Source organism: Bradyrhizobium sp. SOJA106, from assembly GCF_059448745.1.
Genome location: NZ_CM182549.1, coordinates 5,827,823 through 5,843,547 on the forward strand (window position 1 = coordinate 5,827,823; position 15,725 = coordinate 5,843,547).

The 15,725-nt window shown below is 63.7% G+C and carries 14 protein-coding genes; 4 read left to right on the forward strand and 10 right to left on the reverse strand.

Annotated features, from left to right (window positions below; genetic code table 11):
• The first annotated feature begins 26 nt into the window (after positions 1-26).
• Positions 27-728 (forward strand): fumarylacetoacetate hydrolase family protein, encoded by a 702-nt coding sequence (locus AC5V87_RS27460; RefSeq protein WP_495368285.1) that lies wholly within the window; start codon positions 27-29, stop codon positions 726-728.
• A gap of 71 nt (positions 729-799) precedes the next feature.
• Here AC5V87_RS27460 and AC5V87_RS27465 read toward each other — a convergent pair whose 3' ends face one another.
• The 5 genes from AC5V87_RS27465 to AC5V87_RS27485 all read right to left on the reverse strand — a co-directional run bounded on the left by AC5V87_RS27465 (position 800) and on the right by AC5V87_RS27485 (position 5,060).
• Positions 800-2,140 (reverse strand): MFS transporter, encoded by a 1,341-nt coding sequence (locus AC5V87_RS27465; RefSeq protein ID WP_495368286.1) that lies wholly within the window; start codon positions 2,138-2,140, stop codon positions 800-802.
• A 151-nt stretch (positions 2,141-2,291) separates the two neighbouring features.
• Positions 2,292-2,747: a YybH family protein gene (locus AC5V87_RS27470; protein WP_495368287.1), complete on the reverse strand. Its 456-nt coding sequence runs from the start codon at positions 2,745-2,747 to the stop codon at positions 2,292-2,294.
• A gap of 13 nt (positions 2,748-2,760) precedes the next feature.
• Positions 2,761-3,690, reverse strand: a complete 930-nt coding sequence (locus tag AC5V87_RS27475) for an aspartyl/asparaginyl beta-hydroxylase domain-containing protein (RefSeq protein ID WP_495368288.1) — start codon at positions 3,688-3,690, stop codon at positions 2,761-2,763.
• 143 nt (positions 3,691-3,833) lie between these two features.
• Positions 3,834-3,989: a hypothetical protein gene (locus tag AC5V87_RS27480; protein ID WP_014493894.1), complete on the reverse strand. Its 156-nt coding sequence runs from the start codon at positions 3,987-3,989 to the stop codon at positions 3,834-3,836.
• 147 nt (positions 3,990-4,136) lie between these two features.
• Positions 4,137-5,060: a LysR family transcriptional regulator gene (locus AC5V87_RS27485; protein ID WP_495368289.1), complete on the reverse strand. Its 924-nt coding sequence runs from the start codon at positions 5,058-5,060 to the stop codon at positions 4,137-4,139.
• A gap of 207 nt (positions 5,061-5,267) precedes the next feature.
• On the opposite strand from AC5V87_RS27485, the gene AC5V87_RS27490 reads away from it, so the two are divergent.
• Positions 5,268-5,978 carry an SDR family NAD(P)-dependent oxidoreductase gene (locus tag AC5V87_RS27490; RefSeq protein WP_495368290.1) on the forward strand — a complete coding sequence of 237 codons (711 nt, stop codon included), beginning with the start codon at positions 5,268-5,270 and terminating at the stop codon, positions 5,976-5,978.
• A gap of 11 nt (positions 5,979-5,989) precedes the next feature.
• Positions 5,990-6,193, forward strand: coding sequence for a YbfB/YjiJ family MFS transporter (locus AC5V87_RS27495; RefSeq protein ID WP_495368291.1), 204 nt, complete (start codon positions 5,990-5,992; stop codon positions 6,191-6,193).
• An 18-nt stretch (positions 6,194-6,211) separates the two neighbouring features.
• Here the strand turns inward: AC5V87_RS27495 and AC5V87_RS27500 are convergent, their stop codons facing one another.
• The 4 genes from AC5V87_RS27500 to AC5V87_RS27515 all read right to left on the reverse strand — a co-directional run bounded on the left by AC5V87_RS27500 (position 6,212) and on the right by AC5V87_RS27515 (position 12,638).
• On the reverse strand, positions 6,212-7,672 hold the full coding sequence (locus AC5V87_RS27500) for a flavin-containing monooxygenase (protein WP_495368292.1): 1,461 nt from the start codon (positions 7,670-7,672) through the stop codon (positions 6,212-6,214).
• A gap of 803 nt (positions 7,673-8,475) precedes the next feature.
• On the reverse strand, positions 8,476-9,897 hold the full coding sequence (ahcY, locus tag AC5V87_RS27505; RefSeq protein WP_456837259.1) for an adenosylhomocysteinase: 1,422 nt from the start codon (positions 9,895-9,897) through the stop codon (positions 8,476-8,478).
• Between the two features lie 123 nt (positions 9,898-10,020).
• Entirely contained in the window at positions 10,021-11,217 is a 1,197-nt protein-coding gene (gene metK, locus AC5V87_RS27510; protein WP_456837258.1) for a methionine adenosyltransferase, read from the reverse strand.
• Positions 11,218-11,282: 65 nt separating this feature from the next.
• Complete coding sequence (locus AC5V87_RS27515) at positions 11,283-12,638, reverse strand: hypothetical protein (protein ID WP_456837257.1); 1,356 nt, start codon at positions 12,636-12,638, stop codon at positions 11,283-11,285.
• A 165-nt stretch (positions 12,639-12,803) separates the two neighbouring features.
• On the opposite strand from AC5V87_RS27515, the gene AC5V87_RS27520 reads away from it, so the two are divergent.
• Positions 12,804-14,507, forward strand: coding sequence for a caspase family protein (locus tag AC5V87_RS27520; RefSeq protein ID WP_456837256.1), 1,704 nt, complete (start codon positions 12,804-12,806; stop codon positions 14,505-14,507).
• 97 nt (positions 14,508-14,604) lie between these two features.
• Here the strand turns inward: AC5V87_RS27520 and AC5V87_RS27525 are convergent, their stop codons facing one another.
• Complete coding sequence (locus tag AC5V87_RS27525; protein WP_456837255.1) at positions 14,605-15,723, reverse strand: cobalamin-independent methionine synthase II family protein; 1,119 nt, start codon at positions 15,721-15,723, stop codon at positions 14,605-14,607.
• Between the last annotated feature and the right edge of the window lie 2 nt (positions 15,724-15,725).

Here is a 15,725-nt window from a genome sequence, read left to right on the forward strand (position 1 = left end):
AACCTCAAGAGCAGCGAGACCGCTCCATGAACGCCGCCTCCTACGTCATCCCGCTTCCGCCCCAGGCTTCGCTTCCCGTTGTCGGCGAAGCCGGCCGTTATCCGGTGCGCCGCATCTGGTGCGTCGGCCGCAACTATCTCGAGCACATCCGCGAGATGGGCAATGACGAGCGCGCCCCGCCGTTCTTCTTCGCCAAGCACGCCGACATGCTGGTGCCCGATGGCGTCACCATTCCCTATCCGCCGCTGACCAAGGATCTGCATCACGAGGTCGAGCTGATCGTCGCGATGAAGAGCGGCGGTCTCAACATCCCGGCCGACAAGGCGCTCGATCACGTCTACGGCTATGCCGTCGGCATCGACCTCACCCGCCGCGACCTCCAGATCGCCTCGCGCAAGAAGGAGCGCCCGTGGGAGATCGGCAAGTCGTTCGACTATTCGGCGCCCTGCTCGGCGGTGCAGCCGGCTGCGAAGATCGGTCATCCAGCCAAGGGCAAGATCTGGCTCACCGTCAATGGCAAGGAAGCCCAGAAGGGCGACCTCACCGAATTGATCTGGAACGTGCCGGAGATCATCTGGCAGCTCTCGCAACAGGTGAAGCTCGCCGCCGGCGACATCATCATGACGGGCACGCCGGCCGGTGTGTCGCAGCTCCAGCCCGGCGATAAGCTCGAATGCGGCGTCGACGGCGTCGGCACGCTGAAGGTGAACATCGGCCAGGCGGAATAAGCTGCACGACATCCGGAGCTTCAAAGCCCCGGACAGGACGTCCGGGGCTTTTTGCGAACGACCTCCCGATCTTAGGCCCGCGAAGCATGCGCATCTGCGCCATTGATATCCTTGCCGGTGTAGTCGGTCATCAGCGCGGTCGCGACAAGCGTGATGACGGCGCACGCCGCGATATAGGCCGCAATCGCCGTCGCCGAGTGGAACGTGCCGTACAGCCAGGTGGCGATCAGCGGCGCGGGACCGCCGGCGATCACGGATGCGAGCTGGTATCCGAGCGAGGAGCCGCTGTAGCGCAGGCGTCCGGTAAAGCTCTCGGCGATCAAGGCCGCTTGCGGCCCATACTGCATGTCGTGCGGAATCAGCGACAGAATGATCGCCAGGAAGATGATGGCCAGTGATCCGGTATTGAGCATCGCGAAATAGATGAAGCCGAAGATGCCCGTCGCGGCAGCTCCGAGCATGTACATGTTCTTGCGGCCGATCCGATCGGAGATGTGCCCGCACAATGGGATCGAGACAAACGACAGTACCGAGGCCGAGAGCACCGCCGTCAGTAGGAAGTCGCGCGAAACGTGCAGCGTGCCGATGCCATAGGAGAACACGAAGGCAGTGAAGATGTAGAACGGGGCCTGCTCCGACATGCGCGCGAAGGCGGACAGCAGAATCTCCTTCGGATATTCCCGGATCACAGTCAGCATCGGCGTGCGGTCGACCTGACGTTCAGCCACGAGCTTTGAGAATACCGGCGTTTCGAGAATGCCGAGCCGGATGTAGAGGCCGACGCCGACCAGGACGATGCTGAGCGCGAACGGAATACGCCAGCCCCACGCGAGGAACTGATCGCCCGCCATCTGGCTGAAGGCCAGCACGGCGAGATTGGCGAGGAACAAGCCGCAAGGTACGCCGAACTGCGGCCACGATGCGATCAATCCTCGGGAGTGGTCGTTGCGGGCCCATTCCATCGACATCAGCACCGAGCCGCCCCACTCGCCACCGACGCCGACGCCCTGAATGAATCGCAGCACGGTCAAGATCGCGGCGCCCCAGATGCCGATGCTCGCATAGGTCGGCACTACGGCCACTGCGGCGGTTGCCAGTCCCATCAAGAGCAGCGTCGCGATCAGTGTGGATTTGCGTCCGATGCGGTCGCCATAGTGTCCAAAGATTGCCGCGCCAATCGGGCGCGCGACGAAGCCGACCGCGTAGATTGCAAAGGCTTCCAACGTGCCGACCCAGGGATCGGAATGCGGAAAGAACAGCTTTGCGAAAACCAAACCCGTAACGGTGCTGTAGAGAAAGAAATCATACCATTCGATCGCAGTCCCGATGGTGGAGGCGATCACGGCGCGACGAAGCTGACGCTGATGCTCGGATGCAGTGAGTCGGTTGACGTCGAGGCCTAGTGTTGCCATGGGAATGCTCCCTCGGGCAGGCCCCCGCTTGCGCGTTTTCATCGGTTGTTCGTTCCAAGACAAACGACATTGGGGTTCCAGGGGTTCCAGCCGAACTGCAACGAGAGGCTAAAACTTTAGTCGGCCGATAGAGCCGGCGGTGACTGCTCTACTACCAGGCCTTCACCGGCCGGTTGGCGTGGCTTGCCTGCGGCACACCACGATTGAGCGACATGTGCGAATGCACGCACAGCCAGCCCTTGCCATTCCTTGAGAACACCATGGTCGCCCGCCCAGGACGGTCAAACGCGCTCCCATCGGGATGGTAACCCGTGCTTGTCCAAGGCGCGATCACCGTCGCCATCGCGCCGTCGGGAGATGCCAGAACAGAGGCCTGATCCAGCACGAAGCGGAAGTCGGTCGTCTTCGGCCAGACGTTGTTCCATTGCGTCGTGACCCATTGGTCGAGACCTGGGATCACATCGTTATGCGTGCCGAAGGCCAGCACTTCGGGGTGGAAGAGCGGCCGCGCAGAAGCATAGTCGACCTCGCGGACATAGCCCGCGAAGGTCTCCAGCCATCCGCGGAAGAACTGCGCGGCCGCGTTCGCGGTCGGCAAGGGACTCATTGCCAAGCGCCGATCACCGCAATGCGGACAGCACGATCAGGCCGAGGATCAGCGCCGTCACCGAGTACTTCAGCGTGTAATAGACGTTGCGGTTCCACTCCTTGACCTTGCGGCTGCCGAGATGGATCTCGTAGAGCTTGCCGAACACCTTGTTGAGGACGCCGACATTCTCGCCATCGACATTCTGGGTCGCCGATGCCTTGACGATGTGATGGCTGACCCAGCGGTTGATCGCGGTCATGAAGCCGTATTTCATCGGGCGCTCGACATCGCAGAACAGGATGATGCGGTTGACGTCGGTCGCGTTCTCCGCGCTGTGGATGAAGGTCTCGTCGAACATGAAGGCCTCGCCGTCGCGCCAGACACATTCGACGCCGTCGACCAGGATACGGCACTTGTTCGAGTTCGGCGTGACGAGACCGAGATGATAGCGCAGCGAGCCGGCAAACGGATCGCGGTGCGCCCCTAACTTGCCGCCAGGCGGCAGCATCGCGAACATCGCACCGTGCACGCTCGGGATCGATTTGAGCAGCTGCACCGTCTTCGGGCACAGCGTGTTCGCCGACGGCAGGAAGTCGTCATACCATTTCAGGTAAAACCGCTTCCAGCCGCTCTTGAAGAAGGAGTAGAAGCCCCAGTCGTTGTTCTTCGCCGCCGCGCGGATGAAACCTTCGTCGAACAGGCGCACGGCCTCGTCGCGGATAGTCTCCCAGTTCTCGCTGAGCGGCTTCAGCTCCGGAAACTGATCGACCGAGATCACCGGCTTGTTCGGCACGGCGGAGCCCGCATACATCAGCACATTGTAGGGCGCGAGATACGTCGAGTGATCGCCGAGCTGGCGCGCGAAGCGCAGCCGCTGCTTGCCGCGGAAATGAACGTAGATCGTCGATGCCGCAAGCACATACAAAACGACAAGTTGCGGCGCAAAAAGCTGTCTCAGCATTTCCCCAAATCCCAAGTGACCCAGCCGGGTTGTCGTGTAGCCCGACGCGGCCCAAGCGGCAAGATATTCGCCGGTGGGTTGCAATCACGCTGGGGAGAGCGCTCGCGCGGAACTTAGGGCTGAAAGCGCGGAAACCGCCCGAATCAAGCCCGCGACAGCGCCTGAAGGCCCTTGAACGTCAGGCGCTTGGGATCGGTGACACCGGCGAGATAAAGCCGGCGGATAAAGGCGATGACGGCGTCGCGGTCGCAATCGGTCAGCGCGACGACGGCGTCGACCGCGATCTTCTGGGCTTCCATTAGGCTCACCTCGGCCTTGCGAGTAACCCCGGCCGAGGCAGCCTAGGACTCATCCGTTAAATCGGCGTTAACCGTTTGGGAACCATCGCTGATTCAGCCAGCCCGCCGTATACGCAAAACAACGCATTGCGGGCGGCACGAAGCGGCTCAGCGCGCCTTGATACTCTGCGTCAGCAGCGCAAACTGCTTCTTCAACCGCGGCACGGCAAAGTCGGTGAACGCCCGCACCTTCGGCACCGAAAGGCGGCCCTGCGGGCAGATCAGATGCGCCGGCATCTCCGGATCTTCGTCCCCGGCCAGCACGATCTCGAGCTCGCCACGGGCGATCTGCTCGGCCACCTGGTACGAATACATCCGCGCCACGCCGCGCCCTGCGACCGCGGAGGCCACCGCCGCATAGGTGCTGTTGACGACCAGCCGCGGCGTGAACTGGACCGTACGGGCGGCCGAAGATCCGGCCTGCGGCGCAAAGGTCCAGGAATTTGGCAGGTGAGCCATCGCCACGATCTGATGCTTTGCGAGATCGCCGGGCTCGGTGATGCGCGGATGCTGCTTCAGATAACGGGGAGCTGCCACCACGACGCGGTTGATGCCGCCGACCCGCATCGCCACCATCGATGAATCCGCGAGAGGCCCGATGCGAAGCGCGATATCAATGCCCTCCTCGATCAGGTTGACCCCGCGGTCGAACAGCAGGAGCTTCGCCGACACGGTCGGAAACGCGTCGAGAAACGCATCGAGGATCGGCCGCAGTACCATCTCGCCCGACACGACGGGCGCCGTGATCGTGAGCAGCCCACGCGGCGCCGTGCGCGGTCCGGCAGCGATGTCGTCGGCCTCCTCCAGCTCGGTGAGCACACGCCGGCAGACCGCGAGATAGCGCTCGCCCTCCTCGCTCAGCTTGATCGACCGCGTGGTCCGGTGCAGCAGCTCGGCGCCGACCCGCTCCTCCAGGAAGGCGATGGCGCGGCTCACGGCCGCCGGCGAGCGGCCGAGCTTGCGACCTGCGGCAGCCAAGCTGCCCTGGTCGACCGCAACGACGAACACCTTCATCGCATCCAGACGATCCATGCCTTCCTGCCGCCCATCACATTCCGGTGACAGGCTAGGCGTTCGTTCCCGCCGCGACAACCTCCGCCGGACTCCGATCCGGCATTCGTTCGCGCCGCGTAACAGTGTCTGCCGGACAACGTGTATTCGCAGCCGGGGCGCCGCGGCGTACTTCAACGGGCAAGCCAGCCGCTGCTGGCGCAGGTTTTCAACAACAGGAGCCCCGTCATGGGTATCGAGCAGAAAGTCGCCATCATCACCGGTGCATCGCAGGGCATCGGCGCCGCCCTGGTGAAGGGTTTTCGCGATCGCAATTACCGCGTCGTTGCAACGGCGCGCTCCGTCAAGCCGTCGGGCGACGATGATGTCCTCGCCGTTGCCGGCGACATCGCCGACCGCACTACCGCCGAACGCGTAGTTCAGCAGGCCGTCGCCCGCTTCGGCCGCGTCGACACGCTCGTCAACAATGCCGGCATCTTCGTCGCAAAACCGTTCACGCAGTACACGACCGAGGACTACGCGGCGGTGATGGGCACCAACGTTGCGGGCTTCTTCAACATCACGCAGCTCGCGATCGCCGAGATGGAGAAGCAGGGTTCGGGCCACATCGTCCAGATCACGACCACGCTGGTCGATCAGGCAAACTCTAACGTGCCCTCTGTGCTGGCCTCGCTGAGCAAGGGCGGGTTGAGCGCCGCGACCAAGTCGCTCGCGATCGAATACGCCAGGCGCGGCATCCGCGTGAACGCGGTGTCGCCCGGCATCATCAAATCGCCGATGCATCCGGTCGCGACGCACGCCCAGCTGGGCGCGCTGCACCCGGTCGGCCACATGGGCGAGATGTCCGACATCGTCGATGCCGTGCTCTATCTCGAGGGTGCCTCCTTCGTCACGGGCGAGATCCTGCATGTCGACGGCGGCCAGAGCGCAGGCCACTGAGCCACGAGCTCGTGCCGCACTCGACCGAGCAGAAGCGCACGACATGGAGCCACGCCACGACCAGCTTTGCGCCATCCCAGGCCGCCGCCGCTTTCGGCTTCTCCTGGATCTACGCACAGACCGGCGGCGATTATCAGTTCGCTCTTGGAGGCGGGGCCGTGGTGCTGGCGCTCGCGATCGACCTTGGCCTCGCGCTCACCACGCGCGAGGCATAGACGTAGGCGAAGGCGTGATCAGGAATATTGCATCACGCCGTCGTCGATCCGGCCGAAGCGTAAGGAGACGACGTCGAGCGCGTAGTTCTGATAGAGGCGCCACGGCCGCTTCGAGCCCTGCTTCGGCATTTTTGCGACCGAGCGCTGCACATAACCCGAGGTGAAATCGAGCGAGGGCTGCGCGGTGATCTCGGGATCGTCGTTGTGTGGCATGCACTTGCGGAAATTGTGCCGGTCCATGTAGTTGATGAGACGGCAGACATATTCGCAGGTGAGATCGCATTTCAGCGTCCAGGACGCATTGGTATAGCCGAAGGCCGAGGCCATGTTCGGTACGTCGGCATACATCATCCCCTTGTAAGTGAGCGTTTTGGCGAAATCGACGACGCGGCCGTCGACGCTGACCTCGAGACCGCCGACAACTTGGAGCACGAGGCCGGTTGCAGTCACGATGATGTCGGCGGCAAGTTCGCTGCCGTCCTTGAGGCGAATGCCATTACGCGTAAAAGTGTCGATCTCGCTGGTGACGACGGCGGCGCGCAGTTCGCGGATCGCCTTGAAGAGGTCGCCGTCGGGCACTAGGCACAGCCGCTGGTCCCAGGGATTGTAACGGGGTGTGAAATGGGTCGCGACGTCGTAGTCGGGACCGAGCGCGGCCCTCACCCCCGTCAGGATCAGGTTCTTCACCTTCGCCGGCTTGCGCCGGCTGAGCTGGAAGAAGAACATCCCCCACATCACGTTACGCCAGCGGATCAGGTGATAAGCGAGCCGCGCCGGCAAATTGCGGAGCAGTCTGTTGGCGACAGGATCCTGCGCCGGGCGCGACACCACGTAAGTCGGCGAACGCTGCAGCATAGTGACCTGCGCCGCCTTCTTGGCGAGCTCCGGCACCAGCGTCACCGCAGTCGCGCCCGAGCCGATCACGACGACGCGCTTGCCCGCGTAATCGATGTCCTCGGTCCATTTTTGCGGATGCACGATGCGGCCGGCGAAATCCGCCGTGCCCTTGAATTCCGGCGTATAGCCCGCTTCATATCTGTAATAGCCCGAGCACATGAACAGGAAGTTGCAGGTGAAGCGCACCAGCTCGGTCGCGCCCTCGCCCGTGATTCGCTCGGCCTCGATGGTCCAGCGCGCATCCGGCGTCGTCCACGCCGCGCGCTTGACGCGATGATGGAAGCGGATGTGCTCCTCGATGCCGTTCTCGGCGGCGGTCTCGCGCACGTAATTCAGGATCTGCGGCCCGTCGGCGATCGCCTTCGGATCGGTCCACGGTTTGAAAGAATATCCGAGCGTGAACATGTCGCTGTCGGAACGGATGCCAGGATAGCGGAACAGGTCCCAGGTGCCGCCGATGCAATCTCGCCCTTCCAGGATGACGTAGCTCTTGCCCGGGCATTTGGTCTGAAGGTGATAGCCCGCGCCAATGCCTGATAGCCCTGCACCGACGATGAGGACGTCGAAATGTTCTTGTTGCATGGTTTCCTCCGCCGGGGCGGATTGTCCGCCTGCCGCTGCGGGCCGTCAATCGCCAATCAACCGTGCCGCAACTGCAAAGCGAGTTGAATTCCATGCGCCGAATTGGGATAGGGGGAGTCTCGCGACTCCTCCCTCCCACACCACCGTACTTACGGGTCTCTTATACGGCGGTTCGCCGGATTAAGCAGGGACGGTTTGTTTTGGGTCCGTGCCAGAGGCTCAGATAGTAGACGTCCGCGTGCTGGCTTCGGCCCTTCGAGCAGCGCTGTCCGGGCTTCACCCTTTCCCGCCGCTCCGAAGGCCAGTGACCTGGATTTTCTGCCGCTTGGCCAGCTCGAGATTTCCACCTCCAGCGTCTTTCCAGCGTTCAGGCCTTCGGCGAAACTCGTTCCGCCTACTGCGCCGTCTGCTGACTTCTCCGCCGCGATCACGAACCTTGCGGCCCGCTCAGTCCGGTGTCCCGGACACGACGGAGATCTCCCGAGGTAAGTTCGACCGCCTTCGCCGCACGCCCGCCGGATTTACCACCCGCCCCTTGATGACCCTGGACTTCGCAATCAGCTGCTTGCTCCTCCGGCCGGGTAGGCCTCCTTATCCGGTTTTTGTCCATCGGGCCGCGGCTTTGCTCCACGCTTCCTTCAGACCCCAACTCGCGATGACGCCCTTGCGCTTCGCTAATCCTTCGTCGTCATCAGGCTGGATAGAGGACTTCCACCTCCAAGCTGCCGATCATGCTCGGCACACAACAACGAAGCCCCGGATCGCTCCGGGGCTTCGCGTCGATGGTCGATCGAACCGGTCGATCAGTACCGGTAGTGGTCCGACTTGTACGGGCCTTCCTGCTTGACGCCGATATAGTCGGCCTGGTCCTTGCGCAGCTCGGTGAGCTTGACGCCGATCTTGGCGAGGTGCAGACGCGCTACCTTCTCGTCGAGGGTCTTCGGCAGCACGTACACCTTCTTCTCGTACTTGCCGTCCTTGTTGTTGGCGAACAGCTCGATCTGCGCCAGCGTCTGGTTGGTGAAGGACGCCGACATAACGAAGGAGGGATGGCCCATCGCGTTGCCGAGGTTCACGAGCCGCCCTTCCGACAGCAGGATGATGCGGTGCTTGTCGGGGAACTCGATCTCGTCGACCTGCGGTTTGATGTTGGTCCACTTCAGGTTACGCAGACCGGCGATCTGGATCTCGTTGTCGAAGTGGCCGATGTTGCAGACGATGGCGCGATCCTTCATCGCGCGCATGTGCTCGATGGTGATGATATCCTTGTTGCCGGTGGCGGTGACGAAGATGTCGGCGCGGGGCGCGGCGTCTTCCATCGTCGTGACCTCGTAGCCTTCCATCGCCGCCTGCAGCGCGCAGATCGGATCGACCTCCGACACCATCACGCGGCAGCCGGCCTGGCGCAGCGAAGCCGCCGAGCCCTTGCCGACGTCGCCGAAGCCCGCGACCATCGCGACCTTGCCCGACATCATCACGTCGGTGCCGCGGCGAATGCCGTCGACCAGCGATTCACGGCAGCCATAGAGGTTGTCGAACTTGGACTTGGTGACGCTGTCGTTGACGTTGATCGCCGGCCACAGCAGCGTGCCGGCCTTCTGCATGTCGTAGAGACGATGCACGCCCGTGGTGGTCTCTTCGGACACGCCCTTGATGCTGTTGGCGATCCCGGCGAAGTAGCCCTTCGGCTTCTCCTTGAGCTGCTTCTTCAGCAGCGCGAAGAAGACTTCCTCTTCCTCGGAGCCGGGCTTGTCGAGGAAGGCGGTGTCGCCGTTCTCGGCGCGCAAGCCGAGATGGACGTACATGGTGGCGTCGCCGCCGTCATCGAGGATCATGTTCGGGTGACCGCCGCCGTGCCAGTCGAACAGCTTTGCGGTGTAGTCCCAGTAATCCTTCAGCGTCTCGCCCTTGACGGCGAAGACGGGAATGCCGGCGGCCGCGATCGCCGCTGCGGCATGGTCCTGCGTCGAATAGATGTTGCAGGAGACCCAGCGGATGTCGGCGCCCAGCGCGGCCAGCGTCTCGATCAGCACGCCGGTCTGGATCGTCATATGCAGGGAGCCCGCGATGCGTGCGCCCTTGAGCGGCTGCTTCGGGCCGAACTCCTCGCGGGTGGCCATCAGGCCGGGCATCTCGGTCTCGGCCAGCGAGAGCTCCTTGCGGCCGAAATCGGCGAGCGAAATATCCTTGACGATGTAATCGGTGAAGCCGGGCTTCGCGTTCATAGGGGGTTCCTGTCTGTTTGGCTCGTCATTCCGCGGCGCCCGTGAAACGAGCAAACCCGGAATCCAGAGGTTCGAGATTCCGGGTTCGCCGCTGTCGCGGCGCCCCGGAATGACGCAAGAGAACTAGAGCGCGCGCTTGAGCGGCTCGACGAGATCCGTCTTCTCCCAGGAGAAGCCGCCCTCGTTGTCGGGCGTGCGGCCGAAATGGCCGTAGGCCGAGGTGCGCGCGTAGATCGGGCGGTTGAGGTCGAGATGGGTGCGGATGCCGCGCGGGGTGAGGTCCATCGCCTTGGCGGCAGCCTTCTCGAGCTGGTCCTCCGACACCTTGCCGGTGCCGTGGGTGTCGATATAGATCGACAGCGGACGCGCCACGCCGATGGCGTAGGCGAGCTGCAGCGTGCAGCGGTCGGCAAGACCGGCCGCGACGATGTTCTTGGCGACGTAGCGCGCAGCATAAGCCGCCGAGCGGTCGACCTTGGTCGGATCCTTGCCGGAGAACGCGCCGCCGCCATGCGGAGCCGCGCCGCCATAGGTGTCGACGATGATCTTGCGGCCGGTCAGGCCGGAGTCACCGTCGGGACCGCCGATGTAGAACTTGCCGGTCGGGTTGATGTGCCAGATCGTCTTCGGCGTGATCCAGTCCGCCGGCAGCGCCTCGCGCACATAGGGCTCGACGATGTCGCGGATCTGCTTGGACGAGAGGTCCTCGACCAGATGCTGGTGCGACACCACGATCTCGCGCACGCCGACCGGCTTGCCGTTCTCGTATTGCACGGTGACCTGGCTCTTGGAGTCCGGACCCAGCACCTTCTCCTTGCCGGAGTGACGGGCTTCGGAGATGAGGCGCAGGATCTTGTGGGCGTAGAAGATCGGTGCCGGCATCAGATCCGGCGTCTCGTTGGTGGCGTAGCCGAACATGATGCCCTGGTCGCCAGCGCCCTCTTCCTTGACCTCGCCCGGCTGCAGCGCATCGACGCCCTGCGCGATGTCGGCCGACTGCGGATGCAAGAGGATCTCGATGTCGCAGGTCTTCCAGTGGAAGCCGTCCTGCTCATAGCCGATGTCCTTGATCGCGTTGCGGACGACGCCCTCGATCTGCTCGTTTGTCACCGACTTCGGACCGCGGGTCTCACCGGCAATCACGACCTTGTTGGTGGTTGCGAGGGTCTCGCAGGCGGCGCGGATCTGCCAGGGATCGATGCCGGCCTTCGGCCCCTCGCGGTAGAACAGATCGACGATTTCATCGGAGATCCGGTCGCAGACCTTGTCGGGATGGCCTTCGGACACGGACTCGCTGGTGAAGAGATAGGACGCGCGCATCAGTAACCCCTTGTTCCGCCGCCGCTAAGCTGGCGGGTGTTTGCGATGTTTAGACTTGGATTATGTCAATCACGCCGTCGCGAGATGACGTAGGATTCGTCGAGAAACCAGAGCCCGTTATACTTGCGCAGCACGTCCCGGGCGGCATCCAGAGTGCGGCCGTTTTGAGTCATTTCTGTCAATCGGTCGTCCTCGATCTGCGCCACATACACCGCCGCGTTCCACGCTGCAAAGGCCGTCGAGGTTCCGATGGTACCCGTTACCTCGTTGGGCAGCGCTTCCATATCATACCTGAAGATCGAGCGGTTGTCCGCATAAGCATTAAAATTTAGGTCGCGGCCCAACGATCCGAGCTCATACTTAACCGCGCGCAATATCTCATGGCGGCTGACCGCGAAAGGGTTTTCTCCGGGCCAGATTGCCTGGATCATTTCCATGCCCGGATCCTGGCCGTGAGAGTGGATTCCGATCAGCCTGCCGCCGGGCCGAAGCGCCCGCGCCAGGGGCGCAATGATGCGTTTTGCCCGGAAATTGACCGAAGACAGGGCCCGGTATGGCTGGGATGCAATAACGAGGTCGAAATTGGCCTCGGTCTGGCCCGGCCGCGGAATGGTCGAATCCAGCAGGAAACGGTGGTCCTCGCGATAGAGCACGAGGACGACGGGCCGCTCATAGAGCGGCATGGCCGTGCGTGGGCTGATGGCCGCGCGCCAGTTCTGCTCCAGGAACGGCCTGAGCTCGGCGATCTGCTGCTCGAACTCGCCCGATGAAGCGCCGCGCAGCGGGACCTCGTGCCAGACTGTGGCGGCGGCCGCCGCGGGCGATGCCGGCGTGAGCCAGGGCGCCTCGGAGTAGAACATGTTGGTGAAGACGAACACCGAGGCTGGATGCTCGAAAATGCGGTCCGGCACCTTCTCCAGCGTCAGGCGCAGATCCTCGAGGCTGAGCTCCTTGCCGGCGACATAGAACGGCATGTGCGGATAGCGCTGGTGCGTCGCGCGCAGCACCCGCGCCAGCACCGTGCCGTCGCCGACGCCCGCATCGAAAATGCGCAGCGCCGGCGGGCGCGGATGGATGCTGGAGAGCTCGAGCGCAACACGCTCGGCGATCACCCGCTTCTCGCTGCAGGTATGAACGAACAGCAGGTATTTCTGCCGGTTCTCGAAGAAACGGAAATTGCCGCGCGGATCGCGCTTTTCCGGCGGCACCTGGAGGCCACGCGGCGGCGGCAGGCCGCCGGTCGTCGATGCCGCGATATAGGCCTGGATCCGCTCCAGCGTGTCGATGGTGATGCGCTTGCCCTCGCGCAGGCGATGCACGAGCTTCCCATCGTTCACCGCGCGGCGGCCAAAGGTCGATTCCGCCATGTCCGCCTTACGGCAGAAGTCGGTGATCTGGCTCAGGATTTCGTCGTTTTTCATCGGTGGGAAGGTGGTGGGCAGCAGCGTTGGGCTTTGCCTCGTAGCAAATTCTGCCCACTGATGGAATAGCCTTCCGTGCTTTACTCCACGTCCAATGACGACAGCGTGAACCCGGGGGCACCGCCGGGCAACAAACAGGCGCCTCTCTCTTATGGGACCACCGTCATGCGTCGCCCGCTCGCCGCACTCTGCCTGCTCACCGCCGCGCTTTGGGCAGCACCCGCGCTGGCGCAGACGCGCAGCCAGCTTGGCCCGCTCTGCACCACCGAGAGCACGCCGGCGGACCAGATGGTCGACGCCTGCACCAAAATCATTGCCCTGAAAGTGTTCAACGGCGAACAGCTCGCGACCGTCTATTTCTGGCGTGCGGTGGGCTGGAACAAGAAGGGCGACTACGCCAAGGTCATTGCGGACACCACCGAAGCGATCCGGCTGAAGCCGAGCCAGGCGGTCTACAACTTGCGGGGATCGGCCTATTACGACAAGGGCGATTACGACATCGCGATCGCCGACTTTGACGATGCACTCAAGCTCGGGCCTCCCAGCGGCATCATCTTCCACAATCGCGGTAACGCCTGGCGCGGCAAGCGCGATTACGCCAAGGCGATCGCCGACTACGATGCCGCCATCAAGGCCGATCCGAAATCGGCGTTCTCGTTCCAGAACCGCGGCATCTCCAAGGAGGCGCTCGGCGAGCTCGACGGCGCGCTCGCCGACATCAACCAGGCGATCCGGCTCGACCCGACGCTGCCGCAGCCGCTGATCAACCGCACCTCGATCTGGCGCGCCAAGGGCGAGCTCGATCGCGCCATCGCCGATGGCAGCGAGGCGATCCGGCTCGCCAAGGAGAAGCCGCCGGTCAACATCATGACGCCGCCGAACAGCGTCCTGATCTCCGGCTACACCCATCGCGCGCTGGCCTATGAGGCGAAAGGCGACTACGCCCACGCGCGCGAGGACTACAACGCGACGCTGGCGATCGTGGCTTCCGACGCCATCAGCAAGGCCAACCAGGCCACCGCAAAGGTGCGACTGTCGCTGGTGATCGATGCCACCGCGCCGATCCCGCGCGATGCGCCCTCACCCGCAACACAGCCGGCGGCCCCCGCTTCGCAGCAATCCGGCGCAGCACCCACGCCGGCCGTTCGCGGCACGCGCATGGCGCTGATCATCGGCAACGGCGCCTATGCGCATGTGAAGGCGCTGCCCAACCCGCCCAATGACGCGCGTGCCGTCGCCAAGAGCCTGCGCGACATCGGCTTCACGGTGTCGGAGGGCGTCGACCTCGACCGCGCCGCGATGCAGAAGATGACGCGCGACTTCCTGCGTGACGCGGCACGGGCGCTGGTCGCATTGGTCTACTATGCCGGCCACGGCGTGCAGGTGGACGGCCGCAATTACCTCATTCCCATCGACGTCGAGCTCAAGCCGGGCGCGAACATGACGGAGGCGATGATCGATATGGACACGATCATGGCCGGCCTCGACGACCAGGTCCGCACCAACATTTTGATCTTCGACGCTTGCCGCAGCAATCCGATGGCGCAACAGGTGGCGAGCGCCGGCACCAATCGCGGCATCGAGGGCGCCTCCGGCCTTGCCGCGCCGACGAGTCTGGGTGCCGGTGCGACGCTGGGCGCCGGCACGCTGATCGCCTTCGCCACCGCGCCGGGCCAGGTCGCCCTCGACGGCGAAGGCGCCAACTCGCCGTTCTCCGCGGCGTTGTCACGCCACATCGGCACGCCGGGCCTGGAGGTGCAGCAGATGCTGACGCGGGTGCGGGCCGAGGTGGTGTCGAGCACCAAGAACAAGCAGGTGCCGTGGTCGAACTCGTCGCTGCTGGGCGAGGTTTACTTGGCGGATAAGTGACGACGCGCATGCGCCTCGTCATCCCGGGATGCTGCGCAAGCACCAGACCCGGGATCGCGAGATTCCGGGTTCGCGCTAGGCGGAATGACGCTACGCGTCAATTACCCCACACTTCCTTCGCGATCTCCACCGCGAGGCTGAGCTTGGCCCACTGTTCTTCCTCGGAAAGGATGTTGCCCTCTTCGGTCGAGGCAAAGCCGCATTGCGGCGACAGCGCGAGCTGCTCCAGCGGGGCGAACTTGGCGGCTTCTTCCAGACGGCGCTTGATGTCGTCCTTCTTCTCGAGCTCGCCGAACTTCGAGGTGATGACGCCGACCACGACGACCTTGTTGCCCTTGGGCAGGAAGCGCAGCGGCTCGAAGCCGCCGGCGCGGTCGGAGTCGTATTCCAGGAAGTAGCCGTCGTAATTGGTGCCGGCGAGCATGGTCTCGGCCACGGGCTCGTAGCCGCCCGAAGAGATCCAGGTCGAACGGAAATTGCCGCGGCAGACGTGCGTCGTCACCACCATGTCGGCCGGCTTCTCGGCCAGCGCGTAATTGATGATGCGGGCGTAGATCTGCTGAAGACCGTCCGGGTTGTCGCCGCGCTCGCGCGCCTTCTGCAACTCGTCCTGCGAGCAGAGATAGGCCCAGACCGTGTCGTCGAATTGGAGGTAGCGGCACCCGGCGTCGTAGAACGCCTTGACTGCCTTGCGGTAGGTCTTGCCGAGGTCCTCGTAGAAGGCGTCGAGATCGGGATAGACGTCCTTGGAGATCGACTTGCGGCCGCCGCGGAAGTGCAGCACTGCCGGCGACGGGATCGTCATCTTGGCGGTGACGTGGGCCTGGTCGGCGACCTTCTTCAGGAAGCGGAAGTGGTCCAGCATCGGGTGGCTATCGGGAAAATCGAGCTTGCCGATCACGCGCACCGCGTCGTGACGGGTCTGCACGCCCGTGAACTGGATGCCGGTGTCGGGGTGGAACAGTTCGCAGCCGGTGAGCTTGGCGAGGAAGTCGAAATGCCACCAGGAGCGGCGGAATTCGCCGTCGGTCGCGAGCTTCAGGCCGATCGAGGCCTGCTTGTGCACGACCTTCTCGATCTCCATATCCTCGATCTTGCGCAGATCGTCGGCCGAAATCTCGCCCTTCTCGAGCTTGGCTCGGGCGTCCTTGATCTTGGCGGGACGCAGGAGGCTGCCGACCTCGTCGGCGCGGAAGGGGGCTTTGGTTCGCTGCATTT